General features: G+C 59.1%; 19 protein-coding genes. 1 reads left to right on the top strand and 18 read right to left on the bottom strand.

The features are described from left to right. The 6 genes from xseA to rpsO all read right to left on the bottom strand — a co-directional run bounded on the left by xseA (position 1) and on the right by rpsO (position 6,831). Complete coding sequence (gene xseA, locus E0E20_RS04490; RefSeq protein WP_130837016.1) at positions 1-1,290, bottom strand: exodeoxyribonuclease VII large subunit; 1,290 nt, start codon at positions 1,288-1,290, stop codon at positions 1-3. Next, positions 1,287-1,802, bottom strand: coding sequence for a transcription antitermination factor NusB (gene nusB, locus E0E20_RS04495; RefSeq protein WP_130837017.1), 516 nt, complete (start codon positions 1,800-1,802; stop codon positions 1,287-1,289). The genes xseA and nusB overlap by 4 nt, the downstream gene beginning before the upstream one ends. Positions 1,803-1,821: 19 nt before the next feature. Beyond that, positions 1,822-2,475: an Asp23/Gls24 family envelope stress response protein gene (locus E0E20_RS14410; RefSeq protein ID WP_330508796.1), complete on the bottom strand. Its 654-nt coding sequence runs from the start codon at positions 2,473-2,475 to the stop codon at positions 1,822-1,824. A gap of 107 nt (positions 2,476-2,582) precedes the next feature. Continuing rightward, positions 2,583-4,172 (bottom strand): peptide chain release factor 3, encoded by a 1,590-nt coding sequence (locus E0E20_RS04505; RefSeq protein WP_130837018.1) that lies wholly within the window; start codon positions 4,170-4,172, stop codon positions 2,583-2,585. 197 nt (positions 4,173-4,369) lie between these two features. After that, positions 4,370-6,454: a polyribonucleotide nucleotidyltransferase gene (locus E0E20_RS04510; protein ID WP_130837019.1), complete on the bottom strand. Its 2,085-nt coding sequence runs from the start codon at positions 6,452-6,454 to the stop codon at positions 4,370-4,372. 110 nt (positions 6,455-6,564) lie between these two features. Continuing rightward, positions 6,565-6,831 carry a 30S ribosomal protein S15 gene (gene rpsO / locus E0E20_RS04515; protein ID WP_130837020.1) on the bottom strand — a complete coding sequence of 89 codons (267 nt, stop codon included), beginning with the start codon at positions 6,829-6,831 and terminating at the stop codon, positions 6,565-6,567. A gap of 263 nt (positions 6,832-7,094) precedes the next feature. Here rpsO and E0E20_RS04520 point away from each other — a divergent pair, with 263 nt between their 5' ends. Next, a complete protein-coding gene (locus E0E20_RS04520; protein ID WP_130837021.1) occupies positions 7,095-7,469 on the top strand; it encodes a desulfoferrodoxin family protein in 375 nt (124 codons plus the stop codon). Between the two features lie 138 nt (positions 7,470-7,607). Here the strand turns inward: E0E20_RS04520 and ribF are convergent, their stop codons facing one another. The 12 genes from ribF to E0E20_RS04575 form a co-directional block, all read right to left on the bottom strand. After that, positions 7,608-8,621 (bottom strand): bifunctional riboflavin kinase/FMN adenylyltransferase, encoded by a 1,014-nt coding sequence (ribF, locus tag E0E20_RS04525; protein ID WP_130837022.1) that lies wholly within the window; start codon positions 8,619-8,621, stop codon positions 7,608-7,610. Positions 8,622-8,746: 125 nt separating this feature from the next. Beyond that, positions 8,747-9,715: a tRNA pseudouridine(55) synthase TruB gene (truB, locus tag E0E20_RS04530; RefSeq protein WP_130837023.1), complete on the bottom strand. Its 969-nt coding sequence runs from the start codon at positions 9,713-9,715 to the stop codon at positions 8,747-8,749. Beyond that, the gene (locus tag E0E20_RS04535; RefSeq protein ID WP_130837024.1) at positions 9,705-10,706 is read right to left on the bottom strand and encodes a DHH family phosphoesterase; all 1,002 of its coding nucleotides are present in this window, start codon (positions 10,704-10,706) and stop codon (positions 9,705-9,707) included. Before E0E20_RS04535 ends, truB begins: the two co-directional genes overlap by 11 nt. Continuing rightward, complete coding sequence (rbfA, locus tag E0E20_RS04540) at positions 10,703-11,155, bottom strand: 30S ribosome-binding factor RbfA (RefSeq protein WP_130837025.1); 453 nt, start codon at positions 11,153-11,155, stop codon at positions 10,703-10,705. Before rbfA ends, E0E20_RS04535 begins: the two co-directional genes overlap by 4 nt. Positions 11,156-11,222: 67 nt before the next feature. After that, positions 11,223-14,510 carry a translation initiation factor IF-2 gene (gene infB, locus E0E20_RS04545; RefSeq protein WP_130837026.1) on the bottom strand — a complete coding sequence of 1,096 codons (3,288 nt, stop codon included), beginning with the start codon at positions 14,508-14,510 and terminating at the stop codon, positions 11,223-11,225. Beyond that, entirely contained in the window at positions 14,488-14,895 is a 408-nt protein-coding gene (locus E0E20_RS04550; RefSeq protein WP_130837027.1) for a L7Ae/L30e/S12e/Gadd45 family ribosomal protein, read from the bottom strand. Before E0E20_RS04550 ends, infB begins: the two co-directional genes overlap by 23 nt. After that, positions 14,885-15,205 carry an RNase P modulator RnpM gene (rnpM, locus tag E0E20_RS04555; protein ID WP_130837028.1) on the bottom strand — a complete coding sequence of 107 codons (321 nt, stop codon included), beginning with the start codon at positions 15,203-15,205 and terminating at the stop codon, positions 14,885-14,887. The genes E0E20_RS04550 and rnpM overlap by 11 nt, the downstream gene beginning before the upstream one ends. A 214-nt stretch (positions 15,206-15,419) precedes the next feature. After that, on the bottom strand, positions 15,420-16,694 hold the full coding sequence (nusA, locus tag E0E20_RS04560; protein ID WP_130837029.1) for a transcription termination factor NusA: 1,275 nt from the start codon (positions 16,692-16,694) through the stop codon (positions 15,420-15,422). Positions 16,695-16,774: 80 nt separating this feature from the next. Further along, positions 16,775-17,329: a ribosome maturation factor RimP gene (gene rimP, locus E0E20_RS04565; RefSeq protein WP_130837030.1), complete on the bottom strand. Its 555-nt coding sequence runs from the start codon at positions 17,327-17,329 to the stop codon at positions 16,775-16,777. Positions 17,330-17,398: 69 nt separating this feature from the next. Beyond that, positions 17,399-17,554 (bottom strand): hypothetical protein, encoded by a 156-nt coding sequence (locus E0E20_RS13850; RefSeq protein WP_165443975.1) that lies wholly within the window; start codon positions 17,552-17,554, stop codon positions 17,399-17,401. Between the two features lie 57 nt (positions 17,555-17,611). Then, positions 17,612-18,748 (bottom strand): rhamnose ABC transporter substrate-binding protein, encoded by a 1,137-nt coding sequence (locus tag E0E20_RS04570; protein WP_130837031.1) that lies wholly within the window; start codon positions 18,746-18,748, stop codon positions 17,612-17,614. A gap of 99 nt (positions 18,749-18,847) precedes the next feature. Then, the gene (locus E0E20_RS04575) at positions 18,848-19,849 is read right to left on the bottom strand and encodes an ABC transporter permease (RefSeq protein WP_130837032.1); all 1,002 of its coding nucleotides are present in this window, start codon (positions 19,847-19,849) and stop codon (positions 18,848-18,850) included. Between the last annotated feature and the right edge of the window lies 1 nt (position 19,850).

Consider the following 19,850-nt stretch of genomic DNA (forward strand, 5'->3'; position numbering starts at 1 on the left):
TTACTCCTCCGCGCTCACGCGGTCCACCGTCGCCTCCACGCGCCCGTCCTGCATCCGTATCGTCAGAGCATCCCCCGGCGAAAGCTCCGCCGCATGCTGCACGGCGAGCCCCGACCGACCGGTCACATAGCCGTAGCCGCCGGAGAGGCGCTTCAGAGGAGAGACGCCCTCGAGCTCCGCCGCCGAGAGTGCAAGCCGGTGCCAGAGAAGCTCAATTCTCTTCTGCATCTGCTCCGTAAGCGTTCCGGGAGACAAGGCCTCCGCCGACCGGTGCGCCGCAGCAAGCCGGGCCGTCATTCCGCTTTGCAGCGCCTCCTCCATATGCAGCAGCTCCATGCGCTGTCTGCGGATCCGGCTCTCCGGAGAGAGATGGCGCAGCGCCCGCCCGCAGCCCGCCGCTTCCGCCCGGAGACGGTCGAGGCGGGAACAGATCCCGCGATACAGCCCGTCATGAAAAGCGCTCAGCGTCTCGGCAAAGCGCCGGTATTCAAACACCGCCTTTTCCGCCGCCTCCGAGGGCGTCGCCGCCCGCAGATCGGCCACCCAGTCGGTGATCACGGTGTCCGTCTGATGTCCGACCGCGGAAATGATCGGAACCTTGCAGTCAAACACCGCCTCCGCAACCGCCCGCTCGTTGAACGCCCAGAGATCCTCAATGGAGCCGCCGCCGCGGCCCACGATAATCGTCTCCGGGCGGATCTCCTCCGGCAGCGCGCACAGCGCCCGGATGCCGTTTATGATGCTGCCCGGCGCTTCGTCCCCCTGCACGATGGCCGGATAGAGTATGATGCGCAGAAAGGGATTCCTGCGCAGCGCGATAGAACAGATATCCTGCACGGCGGCGCCGGTCTCGGCCGTCACCACCCCGAGCGTCCGGATGTAGACCGGAATCGGCCTCTTATAGCAGGGGTCGAACATGCCCTGCTCCTCCAGCTCCGCGCGCAGCTTCTCATAGCGCTCCGCCAGAACGCCGATCCCGTCGGCAATAATGCGGCTCGCATAGAGCTGGTACTTCCCGCTCTTTTCAAATACATCCACCGCACCGGCGACAATGACGCCGTCGCCCTCCCGCATGCGGAAAGTGAGACCGCCGCTGCGGGCCGTTCCTGCCCACATCACGCAGGACAGGGTTCCGCCGGCATCTTTCAGGGTAAAATAAATATGTCCGGAAGAATGGTATGTGCAGTTGCTGACCTCGCCTCTCACGAGAATCGACTGCAGCATATAATCCTGCCGGAACATATTTCTGATATATGCGTTTATCTGGGATACGGAATACGGCGTTCTCATTTCTTTGCTTTCACAATGTAGACGTTTGCCCGTTCCCTGTCCCTTGCCTCAGTCTGCTCCCTGCGGGCGAGACGTTTCGCCGCGGCGCTCCGCTCGGCCCGCGCCCTGCCCTCCTCGGTAAAGCGCGAGAGCACGGCGTTGACAAAGGACGGCGCACCCTCCTGTCCGAACTTCTTGCACAGCTCAACCGCCTCGTTGATGGCCACGCCCTCCGGAACAGCACTGTCATAGCGAAGCTCGTAGACCGCAAGACGCAGAATCGTCAACTCCACCTTGCCGATGCGGCTAAGATCCCAGCCCTCGGCAGCCTCCGCCAGCGCGCCGTCAATCCCGGGCAGAAGCTCTGTGATCCTCGCAAACTTCGCTTCGATCTCCTCCCGGTCCTTTTCCGTAAAGGTCACGTCGTCGTTCTGAAAAAAAAGCTTTTTCTGCTCCGCCATCGCCTCTTCGGAGTTAAACTCCACACGGAACAGCAGCTTGAACGTCTGCTCCCGTAAACTTCTTCTGTACATAAATGCTGAAATCCTCTGCTTATTTCTCCGACGGCTCCGTGCTTCCGCCGGGGACGGTGATTCCCGCAATGCGGACATTGACGTCCGTGACTGTAAGACCGGTCATGTTTTCAATCGCCTGCTTGACGCGGCTCTGTACCTTGGAGCTGGTCGCCGGAATATTATAGCCGTAGCCCATGACAATGGAGAGGTCTGCCCGGACGCAGCCGTCCTCCACCTCTACCTTTACCCCGCGCAGCGGATTTCTGTACCCGACTCTGCCGAGCCATTCTCCCGGTGCGGTTCCCGCCATATCCGTCACGCCGTCGATCTCGCGAGCCGCATAGGATGCGATCATGGCGACCACATCATCCGCAATCCGGATCACGCCGACGCCATCCCCGCCGCTCTCCCGCTTTGCGGCAGACTGCTCCTCCGGGCTCTTCCTGCGGAGCCTTGCCCCCGCATCATCCAGCTTCTCCCGAAGATCGCTGGCCGTATTCAGAATGCTCTCCCGGAGCTTTGCCGCCTTGCCGGGGCGCTGCTCCTCTCCCGCCTTTTCCTTTTCGGGCTGTTCCATGCCGATCACTTCGTCCCGCACCGCATCCTCCGGCTCCGCCGAAGTCTGAACTGCCGCATCTCTGGTCGCCTCCGCGGCAGCCTGCACCTCATTGTAGATTCTGTCATCTTCCATCGTTCCACCTCTCGCTGCGTCTGCCCCCTGTGCGGGACACAGATTTCCTGCCCGCCGCACAGTTTATTATGTAAATTGTATCATCGAAAGCATGATTTGCATAGAAATTAGTTTTTGCGGAAGTCGGAGAGCTCCAGTCCGCGGTTCCTCTCGAGCACCATACCCACCGACCACTCGTTGACAAAGAGCAGCAGAGGGTTCCCTTTCAGATCCTCGATCCGCTTCATATCCGAGGTTCCGACTATGCTCTTCACATCGCCGTCCCACTTCGAGACCCAGCGGATATGCTCATAGGGAAGCTGCTCCAGAATGATCTCCACATTGTACTCCGAGCGCAGACGGAACTGAAGAACGTCAAACTGCAGAACACCGACAACGCCGCAGATGATCTCCTCCATCCCCATGCCGATCTCGCGGAATATCTGAATGGCCCCCTCCTGCGCGATCTGATTGATCCCTTTCACAAACTTCTCGCGCTTCATGGTGTCGACCTGCCTGACCCGGGCGAAATGCTCCGGCGCAAAGGTCGGGATCCCCTCGTAGCGGAACCTGTCCTTTGGCATGGCCAACGTGTCGCCGATGCTGTAAATCCCCGGATCGATCACGCCGATGATGTCCCCGGCATAGGCCTCCTCCAGAATCTTCCGGTCGTCCGCCATGAGCTGCTGGGGCTGAGACAGCCGTCCGACCCTCCCGCTCTGCACGTGCGCCACATTCATGCCGGCCTCATACTTCCCCGAGCAGATGCGCATGAACGCGATGCGGTCCCGGTGCGCCTTGTTCATATTCGCCTGAATTTTGAAGATAAATGCGGAAAAGCCACGCTCACAGGGGTCGATCGCTCCGATGTCGGAAATGCGCGCCTCCGGCTCCCGGGCCATCCTCAGAAATTCGTGCATAAAAATCTCCACGCCGAAATTCTGCAGCGCCGAGCCGAAAAAGACCGGCGTCAGCTCTCCGGCGCGCACCTTGTCCGCATCAAAGCTCTCGCCCGCGCCGAGGAGAAGCTCCAGCTCCCCGTCGAGCGTTTCCTTTGCCCCAGCCCCGACCGCCGCGGCAATCGCCCCGCCGTCCCCGTAGGCAATCCTCTCCTCATGCCCCTCCTTGGTTCCTTTCAGCGTCTCCGAATAGGTGAGCACCTCATTCCGCTTCCTGTCATAGATCCCCCGGAAATTTTTTCCGGAGCCGATCGGCCAGTTCATGGGGCAGGTGGCCACACCCAGATTTTTCTCAATATCATCGAGAAGATCAAAGGTATCCAGCGCATCCCTGTCCATCTTGTTGATAAACGTAAAAATCGGAATATGCCGCATTGCGCAGACTCTGAACAGCTTCCTTGTCTGTGGCTCAACACCCTTGCTGCCGTCGATGACCATGACGGCCGAATCCGCCGCCATCAGCGTCCGGTAGGTATCCTCCGAGAAATCCTGATGCCCCGGCGTATCAAGAAGATTCGCCACATAGCCGTCGTATTCAAACTGCAAAGCCGAGCTTGTGACGGAAATTCCACGCTGCTTCTCGATCTCCATCCAGTCGGAAACCGCATGGCGTGCCGTAGCCTTTCCCTTGACGGAGCCGGCGGTGTTGATCGTTCCGCTGTAAAGGAGAAACTTTTCCGTGAGCGTCGTCTTTCCGGCGTCCGGATGCGATATGATAGCAAAGGTGCGCCGTCTTCTGATTTCATCTTGTACTGTCATTGCCTGTCACTGCCTTTCTGTCCGGATTTGGTGCACGGCCGCAGAGCTATCCTCCCCGACAACAAATCGGGGAGGAATGGGCCGCATGGTCTTTAAACGCAAAGATACCCGGCAGAAACAGAGCGGATTTCCGTCCGCCCTGCCGCCGGGTTGCTGCTGCGCACTGCCGCGGCGCGGTCAGCGTGCAGCCAGTATCGTCACTGTGCGTCTTTGATCGAGAAAGAAAGCCGTCCCATCCGGTCCTTGCCGAGGCACTTGACCGTGACTTTCTGTCCGAGCGAAAGGACATCCTCCACATGCGCGATACGGTGATCCGCAATCTTGGAAATATGAACCATACCCTCCTTGCCGGGCGCAAACTCAACGAACGCGCCGAATTCCTTCATCGAGACGACGACGCCGTCCAGAATCTGTCCCTCCTCAAAGTCCATGGTGATGATCTCGACCATCTCCCGCGCTCTCTCGAGAGCCTCCTTATCGGTTCCGCAGATCGAAACCTCGCCGTCGTCGTCAATATCAATCTGGACGCCCGTGCGCTTGATGATCTCGTTGATCGTCTTGCCCTGCTTGCCGACCACGTCTCCGATCTTCTCCGGATCGATCTGGGTGAAGATGATCTTGGGCGCGTACTCGGAGACCTCCTTGCGAGGCTCCGCAATGGCAGGGGTCATGACCGTAGCCATGATATACTCGCGCGCATCCTTGCAGCGCTGGAGCGCACCCTCCACGATTTCACGCGTCAGGCCATGAATCTTAATGTCCATCTGGATCGCCGTGATGCCGTCATGCGTTCCGGTCACCTTGAAGTCCATGTCGCCGAAGAAATCCTCGAGTCCCTGAATATCCGTGAGAAGCACGAAATCCTCGTCCCTCTCTCCCGTCACCAAACCGCAGCTTATGCCCGCGACCTGCTTGCGGATCGGAACGCCGGCTGCCATCAGCGCCATGCAGCTCGCGCAGGTCGATGCCATCGAGGTGGAGCCGTTCGATTCCATCGTCTCGGACACCGCGCGGATCGCGTAGGGGAACTCCTCAATCGAGGGAAGCACCGGCATCAGCGCTCTCTCCGCCAGCGCGCCGTGGCCGATCTCCCGCCGTCCGGGGCCGCGGCTGACTCTCGTCTCACCGACCGAATATGCCGGGAAATTGTACTGATGAAGATATCTCTTGGAGGTCACGTAGGGATCCAGTCCCTCGACCCGCTGCGCATCGCTTAAGGGAGCCAGTGTGACAATATCGCAGATCTGGGTCTGGCCGCGGGTAAACATGGCGGAGCCATGCACTCTCGGAATCAGATCGACCTCCGCCGCCAGAGGACGAATCTGCGTGATCTCGCGGCCGTCCGGTCTCTTATGATCCTTGAGAATCATTTTGCGGATCGTCTTTTTCTCGTACTGATAAACTGCCTCATCGAGCTGCGCGAGATATGCCTCGTTGTCCGCAAAGGCTTCTCTCATCTGCTCGGTGATCTCCACGATTCTCTTCTCTCGCGTCTGTTTGTCGTCCGTGAAGCAGGCCGTCTCCATCTCCTCCGGGGAGACGATCTTCCGCATGGCCTCGAACATCTCCTCCGGAACCGCCACCGAAGTATACTCCTGCTTCGGCTTGCCGGCCTCCGCCACGATCTGGTTGATAAAAGCGATGAGCTGCTTGTTCAGGGCGTCCGCACGGTAAATATAGTCAAGCATATCCCGCTCCGGGATCTCGTTGGCGCCCGCCTCGATCATAATGACCTTGTCGGCGGTCGAAGCCACCGTCAGCATCAGATCGCCCTTGTTCCACTGCTCCTGACCGGGGTTGAAGATCACCTCGCCGTCCACAAGTCCGACCTGCGTCGCCGCGCAGGGCCCGGCAAACGGAATATCCGAAATCGAGGTCGCGACCGACGCGCCGATCATGGCGACAAGCTCCGGCCGGCACTGCGGATCCACGCTCATGACAAGGCACTCCAGCGTGACGTCATTGCGCATGTCCTTGGGGAACAGCGGCCGCATGGGGCGGTCGATGACGCGGCTGGTCAGCATGGCGTTTTCCGAGGGCTTTCCCTCTCTCTTGTTGAAGCCGCCCGGGAATTTGCCGACGGCATAGTACTTCTCGGAATATTCCACGCTGAGCGGGAAGAAATCGATCCCGTCGCGGGGCGCTTTGGATTCGGTCGCCGTGCAGAGCACGGTGGTATCGCCGTAGTGCATCAGCACGCAGCCGTTCGCCTGCTTCCCCACCCGTCCGACGTCGATCGACAGCTGCCTGCCTGCCAGTTCCATGGAATACGTTTTGTACATCTCTCTCTCCTTCTTCTCTTCTGAACTTCCGGTACACGTCTGCAAGAAAAAACCAAAAAGACAACCATCAACCGGAAACCGGTCAATGGCCGTCTCTCTGCATACAGGATTTACTTTCTGAGCCCGAGCTCCGCAATCAGCGTACGGTATCTGTCGATATCTTTTTTCTTGAGATAATCAAGAAGACCTCTTCTCTTACCGACCATCTTCAGAAGTCCGCGGTTGGAATGGAAATCCTTGGGATTCTTCTGCATGTGCTCGGTGAGCTCCTGAATTCTCTCGGTCAGAACGGCGACCTGAACCTCCGGCGAACCGGTGTCCTGCTCGCTGCGTGCATACTTTTTGATCAGCTCTGTCTTCTTCTCTGCGGTAATCATGTCTGCTCCTTTCGCCGGTTCTTTGCCGGCCTGTCTCTTTGCTGTCTCCGGATACCGGGATGCGGTCGGAGTTGTCCGTCACCCAGGCATCGGTCTCCCGCCGTGTCCTGTACAGACACAGCGTAATGATAATAGCACGATTTCTCCGGCATTGCAAAGATTTTCTTTTCTCATCAAAATATACTTCCCTTATGTTAAAATAAATACATCAGCTTTACATCCACAATTTCACGGCATGCCCAAAGCATGAGAAGGAGTACGGAATGAAATTCTACAAGTGCAGCAAATGCGGCAAGGTCATCGAGATGGTGATGGAGACCGGTGTTCCCACCATATGCTGCGGCGAGGCGATGAGCGAGCTCATCCCCGGAACCACAGATGCCGCTCTTGAGAAGCACGTGCCGGTTGTTGCCGTCGACGGAAACCGGATCACCGTCAATGTCGGCGAGGTCACGCATCCGATGCTGGATGAGCACTTCATCGCCTTTATCGCGCTGGAAACCGAAAAGGGCGTGCAGCGCGTCGATCTGAAGCCGGGTCAGGCGCCCGAGGCGGTCTTTGCCGTCGCCGACGGAGACAAGGCTGTCGCCGCCTATGAATACTGCAATCTTCACGGCCTCTGGAAAAAAGATATCTGAAGCGCTGCCGTGCCGTAAGTGAAGCCGTTTCATAGACAGATCATTTTTACAAGAAGATCATTTCTCGGCAGTATTCGCCGAAATGAAAAAGCGGCGTCGGAGGGAAGTCCCCCGGCGCCGTTTTCCATTTCTGCCGTCTCAGTGCCCCGCATGGAATTTTTCCCCCGCTTCGATATCCGCGTCCATCGTCTCACGCAGCGCTTCGAGAGAGGCAAAATGCCGCTCCGGCCGGCGGAACCCGAGGAGCCGGCATTCCGCTGTTCTCCCGTAAACATCCCCGTCAAAGTCATAGAGATAGGTCTCCACGGTGACAGGCGGCCGCTCGCCCGGACGCTTTCCCTCCCGGATCGTGGGCTTGATGCCGATGTTCGTCATGCCGTAATAGCGTCGCTCACCGGCCGGGGCTCCGTCCTCCGGCCGCATCCCTGCCCCTGCCGGCTCCGGTTCGTTCTCCGTCCCGGCGTCCCGGAAGACCACCTCGGAATAGTAGACGCCGAACGGAGGCAGGAGTTTCCCCTCCTCCGGAACCTGATTCAGCGTGGGAATACCGATCGTTCGCCCGATCTGGTTTCCGCGGACAATCTCTCCCAGCACGGAGTACGGTCCGCCGAGAAACTTTGCCGCCTCCTCCATGCGTCCCTCCTGAATCAGCTCGCGGATATAGGTCGAGCTGACGGCTACTCCCTCGATCCTCAGCTTATCCACCTGCTGCGTGAGATAGCTGTACCGGTCGGACAGCCGATCAAGCAGCGCAAAATTCCCCCGCCCGCCCGCGCCGAACGAGATGTCGTTCCCCGCCACAAGATAGCGCACGTTCATCTGCTCTACGAGATAGCGGCGGATATACTCCTCCGGCTCCGTGGCCGCCGTCCCGGCATTCAGCGGAAACTCGATCAGATAATCGACGCCGAGCGCGGCAAAGCATCTTCGCTTCTCCTCTCTCGTCGAGAGCTCATGCACCGTCCGGCCTCTGCCGAAAAAGACCGCCGGAGACGGCACAAAGGTGAAGACCGCCGCGGCCAGTCCGAGCTCTTTTGCCTGCAGAAGTACGCGCAGGAGCTTCTGATGCCCGAGATGAATGCCGTCAAATTTGCCGATCGCCGCCGCAGTCGGCTCCGCAATATGAAATTCCGCAGAATTTATAATTTTCATAGTACCACCATACCGAAGCATCTTTATGCAAGGCACGCACTTCAAAACCGCCTGCGCGGATTTTGCGGCTACGATCAAAAGCAATTTGAGCTTCTGCGCAAATTGCTATGTAAAAAATCCGCGCATCAGTCCGGCAGAAACATTTTCTCGGGGCGCAGACGCTGTCCGTCAAAGGAATACAGCCCCGCGAAGCGGCCATCCGAAAAATACATCCGGACGCGGACATCTTCTTCTCCCTGTGCCGACGCCCGGAGAGCGCGGAGCGCCGCTCCGTCCCCGTCCGTCTGTCCGGGCTCCATGACGTTGCCGTTCCGCAGGCGGAAATCGTGCTCCGGAAGAACATGCAGCGGAGGCGCAGACGCAAAAAAGCTGTCCGGAGGAAGAATGTGCTCGCAGAGTCTCCCCTCCTCCTGCAGCTCTCTGATCCCATCCAAGGTCAGCGCATCCTCCAGAAAGAAGCCTCCGACCCGTGTGCGGAGGAGATGCTCCATCGCGCCGCCGACACCGAGCTTCGTCCCGATATCGTCGCACAGCGTCCGGATATAGGTTCCCTTGGAACACTGCACCCGCAGCGTAACGCAGGGGAGCTCGACGTTCTCAACGAGAAGCGCATGAATCCGCACCCGCCGCGGCGCGCGGGGCACCGTCTTCCCCTCGCGGGCGAGCTCGTAGAGCCTTCTGCCGTTCTGCTTAAGCGCCGAATACATCGGGGGGATCTGGTCATATTCCCCCACAAACGAGCGGCATACTGCCGCGAGGCGCTCCGGCGTAACGCTCTCCCGGATCCGCTCCCCGGAGCATTCCGAGAGAATCACCGCCCCCGCGGAGAGATCCTGCGTATCCGTCGCAATGCCGAGGCGGAGCAGGGCCACATATTCCTTGTCGCGCTCCGCGATGAGATCCACAAGCCGCGTCCCGTTCCCGAGGCATACCGGAAGAACGCCCTCCGCATCCGGATCCAGCGTTCCGCCGTGGCCGATTTTCCGCATATGCAGGATGCCGCGAAGCTTCGCCACCACATCGTTCGAGGTGTAGCCCGCCTCCTTGCGCACGGTCAGCATCCCGTTGTAATTCGACTGTATTCTATCTGCCATGTATTCTGTCCAGCTGAATGTCAATGCTGTCGGAAATGTTATTGATGATGTCGTGATACGGCGCGTTGATCGTGCAGCCGGCCGCCCGGTCATGCCCGCCGCCCCCGTAGAATGCCGCGATATTCGCCACGTTCACACAGCCGTCCGAGCGGAGACTTACCTTGTAGGTCAGCGGCGCGATCTCATAGAGAAAGATAGCGACATGAACGCCGGATGTCAGCATAAGCTGGCTGACAATTCCGTCCATATCCTTGGATTCCGCGTGATAAAAGGACATAGTCCGGCGGTCGATCACGCTAACGATGCAGGTGCCGCCGCGTATCAGCATACTCTCAAGCAGAGCACGGCCAAGAATCTGATGCTGAATATAGCTCTTCTTATAGAAAATCCCGTCGATCAGCTCCCCCGGCTCCACCTCTCGGAGAAAACGCAGGAGATGCCCGCCGACGCGCATGGTATGCTCGGAGGTATTGGCATAACGGAATACGCCGGTATCGGTGATCAGGCCGATATACAGCGCTCTGGCAATTGGCTCGTCAAGCAGCGTCTCCGCCGGTTTCCCATCCGGCAGCGTCTCTTTCATGATCAGGTCATAGACGAGCTCACAGGTGCTGCTGGCGTCCGGATAGATATAGTTCGTCATTGCGCAGCCGGTATTGCTCTCATGATGGTCGATGTTGATGGTCCGCACCGCATTGCGGAAGAACGGACGGACATCTCCGAGGCGGTCGTCCGCCGTATCCACCGCAATGAACACATCGTAGCGGCTCACATCGGCACGGGGCTCAAAGCATATCCGGTCCGTCGCCGGCATATACTCCCGCAGGGATTCCTTAAAATCCTCCGCGAAAATGTCAACACGGGCTCCCGGCAGCGCTTTTTCGATAAACAGTCCAAGCCCTACCGCCGAGCCCACGGCGTCTCCGTCCGGGTTCACATGACCGGAAATGCCGACCGTCTTCGCATTCCTGATTTCTTCTAAGATTCTCAAGACTCCGTCTCCGTTTCCCCGTCTCCTGCCGCGGGCGCTGTCTCCGTTCCCTCCGCGGGTTCCGTCTGCTCATCCCGCGCTTCCTCCGCCGCCCGGTCGGCCGCGATTACATCGTCGATCCTCTGGGACATCTCCACACCGTAGGCGATGGAGTCGTCGAGAATAAAATGCAGCTCCGGCGTATTGCGCAGATTGACGCTGCGGGCCAGAGCGGAGCGGATGTAGCCCTTTGCGCTTTCCAGTCCGCGGACAGTGCTTCTGCCCGATTCCGGGTCTCCGTATACGCTGATCCAGACCTTGCAGGTCTTGAGGTCCGGAGCCACCTCCACCTGCGTCACGCTGGTCATGGGACTGATGCGGGGATCCTTGATTTCCCTGCTGATGAGCGAAGCGAGCGCACGCTGAACCTCATCGTTGATCCGCCGGTTTTTCACACTGTTCTTTCTCATATTCGCCTCATTAAACGCTGTGCCGGAAAGCCTGACTCGCTTCCCGGCACAGAGCGTCCGTCTTTACTTATTTATTCTCCGCAGAAGCCTTTTCTGCCTCTGCCTTGGCCTTTGCCCTGCGCTCCGCCTTGATCTGCGCCGCCCTCTCGCCGATCACCTGCACCATCTCGTAGGCCTCTACCCGATCATCGACCTGAATCTCGTCAAAGCCGTCGAAGACCAGACCGCACTCATAGCCGCCCTTGACCTCCTTGACGTCGTCCTTGAATCGCTTGAGCGATTTCAGATCGCCGTCGAAAATCTGATCCCTTCCGCGGGTGATGCGCACCTTGCAGCCGCGGCGGATCACGCCGTCCACCACCGTAGAACCGGCGATGTTTCCGACTTGGGAAGCCTTGAAGATCTGACGGATCTCGGCATGGCCGATCACCTGCTCCTCATAGACCGGAGCCTCCATGCCCCGCATCGCGGCTTCCACCTCGTTGATCGCCTCGTAAATGACCTTATAGAGCCGGACGTCGACGCCCTCGTGCTCCGCAAGGCTCTTGGCCATGGGATCCGGTCTGACATTGAAGCCGATGATGACCGCATTGGACGCCGCCGCCAGAGAGATATCCGACTCATTGATCGCGCCCACGCCGCCGTGGATGCACTTGACCACCACCTCATCGTTGGAGAGCTTCATGAGGCTTGTTTTCAGCGCCTCGACGGAGCCCTGCACATCCGCCTTGATGATGACGTCGAACTCTTTCAGATTGCCCTCTTTCATCTGCGTGAACAGATCGTCGAGGCTCATCTTCATCTTGGTCTCTTCCAGCAGGTTTTCCTTGTGCTGGTTGCGGTAGGTTGTCGCATACTGCTTTGCGGTTCTGTCATCGTCGTGAGCAAGAATCACCTCGCCTGCGCTCGGAGCCTCGGAAAGCCCGAGAACCTCCACGGGCATCGACGGGCCGGCAGCCCGAATGCTCCGGCCGCGGTCGTCGACCATGGCGCGCACCTTGCCGGATGCCGCACCGGCGGAAATGAAGTCGCCCACGCAGAGCGTTCCTTTCTGCACGAGAACATTCGCCACCGGGCCGCGCCCCTTGTCAAGCCGCGCCTCCAGAACAAGACCGCGCGCCTTTCTGTCCGGGTTCGCCTTGAGCTCAAGGATATCCGAGGTCAGAAGAATCGTTTCCAGAAGATCGGTCACTCCCTGCCCGGATCTTGCAGAGACCGGAACGAACTCCGTGGTTCCGCCCCAGTCGGTCGCAACCAGCTCATACTCCGTCAGCTCCTGCTTCACCCGGTTGACGTCCGCCTCCGGCTTGTCGATCTTGTTGACGGCCACGATAATCTCAATGCCCGCCGCCTTGGCGTGATTGATCGCCTCGACGGTCTGCGGCATAACGCCGTCGTCCGCCGCCACAACGAGAATCGCGATATCCGTGGATTTTGCTCCGCGCATACGCATCGCTGTGAAAGCCTCGTGCCCGGGCGTATCAAGGAACGTGATCTTCTTTCCGTCGATCTCCACCTGATAGGCTCCGATGGCCTGCGTGATGCCGCCGGCCTCCTTATCCGCCACGCTGAGCGCTTTCATCTTCCTCTCGCGCTCACGCTTGTCCTCGTCGGTAATACCCATGGAGTAGGCTCTGATATAATCGAGCAGCGTCGTCTTGCCGTGGTCGACATGTCCCATGACGCAGACGACCGGCGCACGGTCCTCCATCGTCTCCGGGCTGTCCTCCTCCTCGCGCAGGAGCTCCTCGATCACATCGACCTGCTCCTCTTTCTCACACAGAATGTCGTAGTCGATGACGAGCTTCTCCACCTCCTCATAGCTGAGCTCGGTGTTGGGCGTGGTGATCTGTCCCTTGAGGAACAGGTTCTTGATGATATCGGCGTCGCGCATGCGCATCTTTTCCGCGAGATCGTGGACGGTGATCTTATCGGGTACGGAGATGGTCTTGATCTGCTCCTCCTGCACCTCTTCGATCTTGCGCTCCGGCTTTATGAAGCGGCCGGGCTTTTTGCTCTGCGCGCTGTTTCCGTCGTTGTAAAGGTATTCCCTGCGGCTGCGCTTATCGCGCTCCTGCCCCTGCTTGCGCCGGTTCTCGTCGCGATGCTTCTCGGCGTCCTTGACAAAGCTGTCTCCGCCTGCCGCCGGAGCAGGTCTCCCTCCCGGCGCTCTTCTCGAGCGGTCGAACGATCCTCCCGGGCCTCCGGCGCCGGGACGTCCGCTCCCGTAGCCGCCCTGTCCGCCGCGGTTTCCGCCGTAGCCCTGACCGGGTCTTGCTCCCGGGCCGCCGGTGCGTCCGCTTCCGTAACCGCCCTGTCCGCCGCGGTTTCCGCCGTAGCCACCCTGTCCGCCGCGATTATTGTTATTTCCATAACCGCCCGTGCGGGGAGCCGGCGTACTGATGATAAAGCTGCCGTCGCTCCGGCGCGGAGGCCAGCTCCGGGGAGCCTCTCCCTGCGTACGGCCCGCGACGCCCGAGCGGCTCTGTCCGTCTGCATTCTGGCCCCTTCTTGCCGGATTTCTCCGTTCCGGCGCAGGAGAGCGTCTCTCCTCCGCGCGAGGCGAGGTCTCCGCCGGCGCGGCAGAGGTTCCGCGGGAGGGCGTCTGCCCCTCGCCGGTCTGCGCCTGCGATACGGGCGTCTGTGCCGTCGTCTCCTGCGCCGCAGGCGTCTGCTGCTGTTCCGCGGCCTGTACCGTGTTCTCCTGCCGCTTCATCTCCTGTGCGGCGCTCTCCTCTGCACCCGCGGTGTGCTCCCGTCTCGGCTGTTCCGGCTTGTGATAATCGATCTCCATCTGGGACGGAACCGTCTTCGGCTTGATGATCCGATGTACCGGCTGCACAAAGGAATTCCGGCTTCCGCCCGCACTGCCGCGGCCGCCGTTCATGGGCGCGCCCTGACGTCCGCCGGATCTCCGCTGGCCTCCCTGACCGGAGCCCATCCCCTGCGCCGGCCCGCGACGCACGCCGCTGCTGTTATTGGTGACAATAATGATCTTCTTTTTTTTCTTGACCGGGACAGGAGCCGCTCCGGCATCCGGAACCGTCTGCTTCGCAGCGGCCGCCGCGGGCCGTGCCGCTGCATCTCCCGCCGCAGTTTTCCCCTCCGCAGGCGCAGACTTCTGCTCCTGTGTCTCCGGTTTTGCCGCCGGCGCCGACTCCTCCGGAAGCTCTTCTTTTACCGGGGCCGTCTGCTTCGCAGAGCCGAATTTCTTCGCTACCATGGCAACGGCATCGTCGTCGACACTGCTGCTCGCGGTCTTGACCTCCACTCCGTTCTCCTTAAGGAAATTCAGAATGTCTTTCCGCTCCGCATGATACTGACTTGCCAATTCACTGATTTTCGTTTTCGCCATTGCAACCTCTCTTATTCTTTCTCTGCTCTGCAGAGCCCTCTTCGGGCGTCTCTCTGTCCCTGCCGCGGGCTTCCTCTCCGCCGCAGGCATCCAGCATATGGATCAGCCGATTCGCAAAACCGCCGTCCAGAACCGCGAGAACCGTGCGGTCTTTCTTTCCGACCGACCGTCCCAGCGCATCTCTTGTTCCGTAGCTGCGCAGCGGCACATGATAAAACGCACAGGCGTCCCGGAAGCCCTTGGCCGTATTCTTCTGCGCGTCCTCCGCGACGATCACGAGAGCGGCCCTGCCTGCTTTCACGGCTTCATCCGCCGCAAAATTCCCGGCCGCAATCCGGCCCGCCTTTTCCGCAATTCCCAGAAATCCCAGCACCCTATCCTGCATCCGGCGCCTCCGTTCCGCGGCTTCGTCCGCTGTCCGCGCGGGGCAGTATGGCTTCAAAGCTGCCTTTGAGCCGCTCGGCCGCCTCCGGCGGAACCTCCGTCTCAAAAGCGCGGCCAAGCGCCTTTCTGCGGATTGCCCGGTCAAGGCATTCCGGATCCGAACAGAGGTATGCGCCTCTCCCCGGGGCTCTCCCCGTTCCATCCGGAACGATCTCTCCCTCCGGTGTACGAACAATGCGGACAAGCTCTTTCTTCGGTCGGTTACGGCCGCAGCCGATGCAGCTTCGCATCGGGATTTTCTTCTGCTGCATACTAATCCTCCATGCCGGAGCGTCTCTCAGCGAGGCACGCGCCGCAAAATCCGCGCATGCGGTTTTGAGGCTGCGATCAGGGGCAATTTGGGCTTCGGCACAAATTGCGTGTGCAAAAATCAGCGCATCAGCGTGATTTTTCACACGAATCCCCCATGCCGGAGCGTCTCTCAGCGAGGCACGCGCCGCAGGCACCTTGCACCGGAGCAGACGATTATTCCTCGGTTTCCGCCCCGTCCTCCTCATAGACCTCAATCGGATTCCCGTACTCATCGACCGGGTTGCCGTTCTCATCGACGTACATGATCTCTTCGGGCGGAAGAGGGTTACCGTTGATGTCGACCGGATTGCCGAACTCATCGATAAACTCGACTTCCTCGTCTCCGTCGCCTCCGTCCAGATAATCCTCATAGCGGAAGCCGGGCGCGTTTTTCGCCTGTGTCTCGCTCTTAATGTCAATTTTATAGTTGGTCAGCTTTGCCGCCAGACGGGCATTCTGCCCCTCGCGGCCGATGGCCAGCGAGAGCTGATAATCTGGCACGACAACCTTGGCGGTACGGGCCTCTGGATCCGCAAAGACCGCGGATATCTTGGCCGGGCTCAGCGCGTTCTGAATAAAGTTCCCGGGATTTTCATCCCAGTTGATGATGTCAATTTTTTCTCCGCCGAGCTCCTCGACGATGCTGCTGACACGGGTTCCGTTCACGCCGACGCAGGCTCCGACCGGATCCACGTTCGGGTTATTGCTCCAGACCGCGATCTTGGTGCGGCTCCCCGCCTCGCGGGCAATGCTGCGGATCTCGACGATGCCGTCCCGGATCTCCGCCACCTCCTGCTCAAACAGGCGCTTAACCAGCTCCGGATGGGTGCGGCTGACAAGAATGCGCGGCGCACCGGAGCCTCTTCCCTCTCTCTGCCCGGCTCGGACCTCCACGATATAGACCTTGATGCGGTCCGTGGGCTTGAGATGCTCGCCGGGAACCTGTTCGTTCTCGGGGAGCAGACCGTCCGCCCGGCCCAGATTGATGCTGAAATTGCTTCCGGTTCTGCGCTGCACGACGCCCGTGACCACGTCCTTCTGCATCGCCGCGTACTGATTGTACACCGCGCTGCGCTCTTCCTCACGGATCTTCTGCGTAATTACATTTTTGGCATTGGTCGTCGAAATGCGTCCCAGATTCATGCTGTTGATCGGAACACGGACGGAATCCCCGACAGCGGCGGCCGGATTCAGCTTCAGCGCTTCCTCAAGTGAAATTTCAGTCTGGCCGTCCATGACGTCCTCCTCTGTCTCCACCACGGTCTTCTCGGCCCAGACAGAGTAGGAATAGTTATCGCGGTCGATGTCCACAATGATGTTGTCCGTGCGGCCGAACTGATTGCGGCACGCGGACAGCAGTGCATTTTCGATGGTATCAAAGAGAATATCCCTGCTGATGCTCTTCTCCCTGACCAGCGCTTCAATGGATTCCTTTAATTCGTTCGACATGTTTTCTTTCTACCTCCGGGCATCCGCCCATTTCATTGTGCCGCCGCATCCCGCTGCCCTGTGCCGGCGGTCTGCGGGGTTCAGAGCTCGAGCTTCAGACGAAGCACCGCAATATCGCTGCGAAGAAAGCGAAAATCCTTTCGCTCCGCCGCGGCTGCCTCTGACCGGCGTGATGATTTCTGCCCTTTCCTGTGCACGGGCCCCTCCGACGACGGCATTTCGATCGTCACAGACTCCGCATCCCAGTCTTTCAGAACCCCCTCAAACTCTTTCCTTTTGTCACGATAGCCCTCCAGAGTCTGCGGAACGTAGAACTTCCCCTCTACCTCCTCGCCAAGCGACCATTCCAGATGCCGGTCCTTTGTGAGACTCCGCCCCAGCCCCGGGCTCGACACCTCAAGGATGTATCCGTCAGGAATGGGATCCCGCTCATCCAGAGCATCGGACATCGCCCAGTTCACATTCTCACAGTCACTCAGCGTCACGCCGCCGTCCTTGTCGATATAGCAGCGCAGATAGTATTCCGCGCCCTCCTTTACATAATCGACGTCATAAACACGGCAGCCGAACCGTTCCGCGACAGGCACAAGGAGCTCCTCGGCGATCTGCGCATATGATTTTGCTTTTCCGGACATCGTTTCCTCCGCTCTGAGGGCATAAAGAAAGTGGACTTCATCAGTCCACTTCTGCCGTTTGCTTGAAACCTATTGTATAGTATCACCGTTTTCGGACATTTGCAACTCTTTTATGCTTTTCGACGGAAGTGAGAAAGTGACAGGCTGCATCGGGGAAAGAGCATTGGCTTTTTCCGGCAGAATGTCCGCCGCCGGGTCGACATCCGCAGAAGAAGCCAATGCCATACAGACCTGTCCCCTGATCCTATCCTGTTCTATCCGGTCCATCCGTCAGCAGAGCGGTCAATAGACCTCCGCCCATTCGGCAATATTGTCCGGATCGAATCGGAAAGGAGGTCCCAGAATGATTTCCGTGCCTGTTCCATCCGACATATCGGTCACCGTGTAGGGGCTGTTCTCCATGTCGCCGGCCTCGAAGCTGTCTCCGGCTTTGCCTGTGATGGTTCCGTCCACAAGAGCAATGGAAGTATAGGCGGCAAGCTTTCCGAGATCAATCGGATTCCACAGGAACATATAGGGGCAGCTGTGCGCGCCATCGCTGCCGATATATTCCGCCATCTCTGAGGGAAGGCCGAGTCCCGTCAGCTTCACGGAAGACTTCTGATCCTGCAGCACCTTTGCCGCAGCAGAAATGCCGACCGTCGTAGGCGCACAGATCACTTTCAGCTCCGGATAATTCTGCAGGAGCGCCTGTGTCTGATCGGTAGACTTCTGCGGCTCGTCATCGCCGTAGGCAACCTCCACCAGCTCCAGCCCGGAATATTTGTCATCGTTTTCCGCGATGGTCTTCATGGCGTCAATCCATGCATTCTGATTCGTAGCCTGTGAGGTGGCGGAAAGAATCGCATACTGACCTTTTCCGCCGGTCAGATCATACACCGCGTCAATCAGCGCCTGACCGACCTCCTGTATGCCGGCCTGATTGCAGAAGGTTCTTCGGGCGGCGGCATTGACATCCGAATCCAGCGTCAGCACCTGTATCCCGGCATCCTTTGCTTCGGTCAGGGCGGCCGTCAGCGCATTCGCATCATTCGCCGCAACGGCGATGGAGTCGACGCCCTGGGAAATCAGAGACTGAATGACCGAAATCTGCGCATCTGCCGTCGCCGCTTCCGGATTCTGCACAATGCAGGTGCCGCCAGCAGCCTCAATGACACCCTGAAAGCCACTGGACATCCTCTCCATGTAAGGGTTGCCGGCTGCCTTGGTGACAATCGCGTAGGTGTGTCCCGCCGCACCGCTTCCGGAGGTTTCCGCCGCGCCGTCGGTTGCCGCAGTATCTGCAGATTCCGCGGGCTCTGCCGCCGCAGCCGCGCCGGACGATGCGGGGCTGCTTTCCGGAGTGCTGCTGCCGCATCCTGCAAGGAGCGCGGCAATCATGCCTGCACTTACAAGAACACTGATAAGCTTTTTCTTCATATTGATCCTCCTTTTACTCTGATTCACGGAGCTCCCTGTGAGCCCCGGAACAAGCACCTGACTGGAAGGCGATTCCCCGGCAGATACCGCGGCCGCCGCTCAGCGCTTCTGCTTTTTCGCGCGGAGCCCGTTTGAAATCGTCGGAAGCAGCACGGAGATAATCAGCATTGCACCGATGATGACCAGAATCAGCTGCGTATTGATATTGCGCTGACCGAGCGCAATCCGGATGCAGACAATGACAAACGCAGCGATAAAGGCGCCGGTCAGATTCCCCTTGCCGCCCGTGGTTGCGATGCCGCCGAACACACACATGGCGATGACCTCCATCTCAAATCCACTGCCGGTGGTCGTATTGGCGCCATACAGAGATGCCAGAAGAAATATTCCGCACACACCGGCGAGCCCCCCCAGCAGGGAATAGCAGATAAAACGATCTTTCTGAACCTCAATTCCCGCATAATAAGCCGCGGTTTTATTGGCGCCGACGGCATACAGTTCCCGGCCGAAAACGGTTCTGTTCAGCAAAACGGAAAAAATAACCGCTGTCAGCACCACAAAGAAAAGGGACAGCGGGAACGGTCCGAGCTTTTTGCCCATCTGCATCAGCCCGGCGACATCCTCCATGGAAACGGACCCGCCGCTTTTCAGCGTGACCTCCGCAATGCCGCGGAAGATAATCTGCGTTCCGAGTGTAATGATCATGGTCGGCAGCTCCTGAAGCTTTATGGCAAGGAAACCATTCACCATGCCGCAGAGAAGCCCAATGCCCAGACAGACCAGAACAACGACGGGGAACGGCGCCCCCGCATTGCCCGCAAAGCAGGCCATTGTGGCCGAGAGGCAGACAATGGAACCCACGGAGATATCAATATCGCCAAGGATCAGAATGCAGGCCATGCCGAACAGCATGAAGATTTCCGCCAGATACTTCGGCATTTCCCTCAGAACATTCGTAAAATTATAGTTGGGAGAAATGCTTACGCCAAAAATCTGCACCGCAAGGAATATCAATACCAGCGCGCCCTCCCAGGAGAGGATTCTGGAGCGGAGTCCGTCTTTCGGCGCGGCGGATATTGCTCTTCCGGATTTTCCAGCCATA

The organism is Lachnoclostridium sp. Marseille-P6806 (genome assembly GCF_900625025.1).
Classification (GTDB): Bacteria; Bacillota; Clostridia; order Lachnospirales; family Lachnospiraceae; genus CAG-791.

Excerpts from the sequence above, each read along its gene's own strand:
- xseA (WP_130837016.1), bottom strand. The coding sequence starts at position 1,290 with ATGAGAACGCCGTATTCCGTATCCCAGATAAACGCATATATCAGAAAT.
- nusB (WP_130837017.1), bottom strand. The coding sequence starts at position 1,802 with ATGTACAGAAGAAGTTTACGGGAGCAGACGTTCAAGCTGCTGTTCCGT.
- E0E20_RS14410 (WP_330508796.1), bottom strand. The coding sequence starts at position 2,475 with ATGGAAGATGACAGAATCTACAATGAGGTGCAGGCTGCCGCGGAGGCG.
- E0E20_RS04505 (WP_130837018.1), bottom strand. The coding sequence starts at position 4,172 with ATGACAGTACAAGATGAAATCAGAAGACGGCGCACCTTTGCTATCATA.
- E0E20_RS04510 (WP_130837019.1), bottom strand. The coding sequence starts at position 6,454 with ATGTACAAAACGTATTCCATGGAACTGGCAGGCAGGCAGCTGTCGATC.
- rpsO (WP_130837020.1), bottom strand. The coding sequence starts at position 6,831 with ATGATTACCGCAGAGAAGAAGACAGAGCTGATCAAAAAGTATGCACGC.
- E0E20_RS04520 (WP_130837021.1), top strand. The coding sequence starts at position 7,095 with ATGAAATTCTACAAGTGCAGCAAATGCGGCAAGGTCATCGAGATGGTG.
- ribF (WP_130837022.1), bottom strand. The coding sequence starts at position 8,621 with ATGAAAATTATAAATTCTGCGGAATTTCATATTGCGGAGCCGACTGCG.
- truB (WP_130837023.1), bottom strand. The coding sequence starts at position 9,715 with ATGGCAGATAGAATACAGTCGAATTACAACGGGATGCTGACCGTGCGC.
- rbfA (WP_130837025.1), bottom strand. The coding sequence starts at position 11,155 with ATGAGAAAGAACAGTGTGAAAAACCGGCGGATCAACGATGAGGTTCAG.
- infB (WP_130837026.1), bottom strand. The coding sequence starts at position 14,510 with ATGGCGAAAACGAAAATCAGTGAATTGGCAAGTCAGTATCATGCGGAG.
- E0E20_RS04550 (WP_130837027.1), bottom strand. The coding sequence starts at position 14,895 with ATGCAGGATAGGGTGCTGGGATTTCTGGGAATTGCGGAAAAGGCGGGC.
- rnpM (WP_130837028.1), bottom strand. The coding sequence starts at position 15,205 with ATGCAGCAGAAGAAAATCCCGATGCGAAGCTGCATCGGCTGCGGCCGT.
- nusA (WP_130837029.1), bottom strand. The coding sequence starts at position 16,694 with ATGTCGAACGAATTAAAGGAATCCATTGAAGCGCTGGTCAGGGAGAAG.
- rimP (WP_130837030.1), bottom strand. The coding sequence starts at position 17,329 with ATGTCCGGAAAAGCAAAATCATATGCGCAGATCGCCGAGGAGCTCCTT.
- E0E20_RS13850 (WP_165443975.1), bottom strand. The coding sequence starts at position 17,554 with ATGGCATTGGCTTCTTCTGCGGATGTCGACCCGGCGGCGGACATTCTG.
- E0E20_RS04570 (WP_130837031.1), bottom strand. The coding sequence starts at position 18,748 with ATGAAGAAAAAGCTTATCAGTGTTCTTGTAAGTGCAGGCATGATTGCC.
- E0E20_RS04575 (WP_130837032.1), bottom strand. The coding sequence starts at position 19,849 with ATGGCTGGAAAATCCGGAAGAGCAATATCCGCCGCGCCGAAAGACGGA.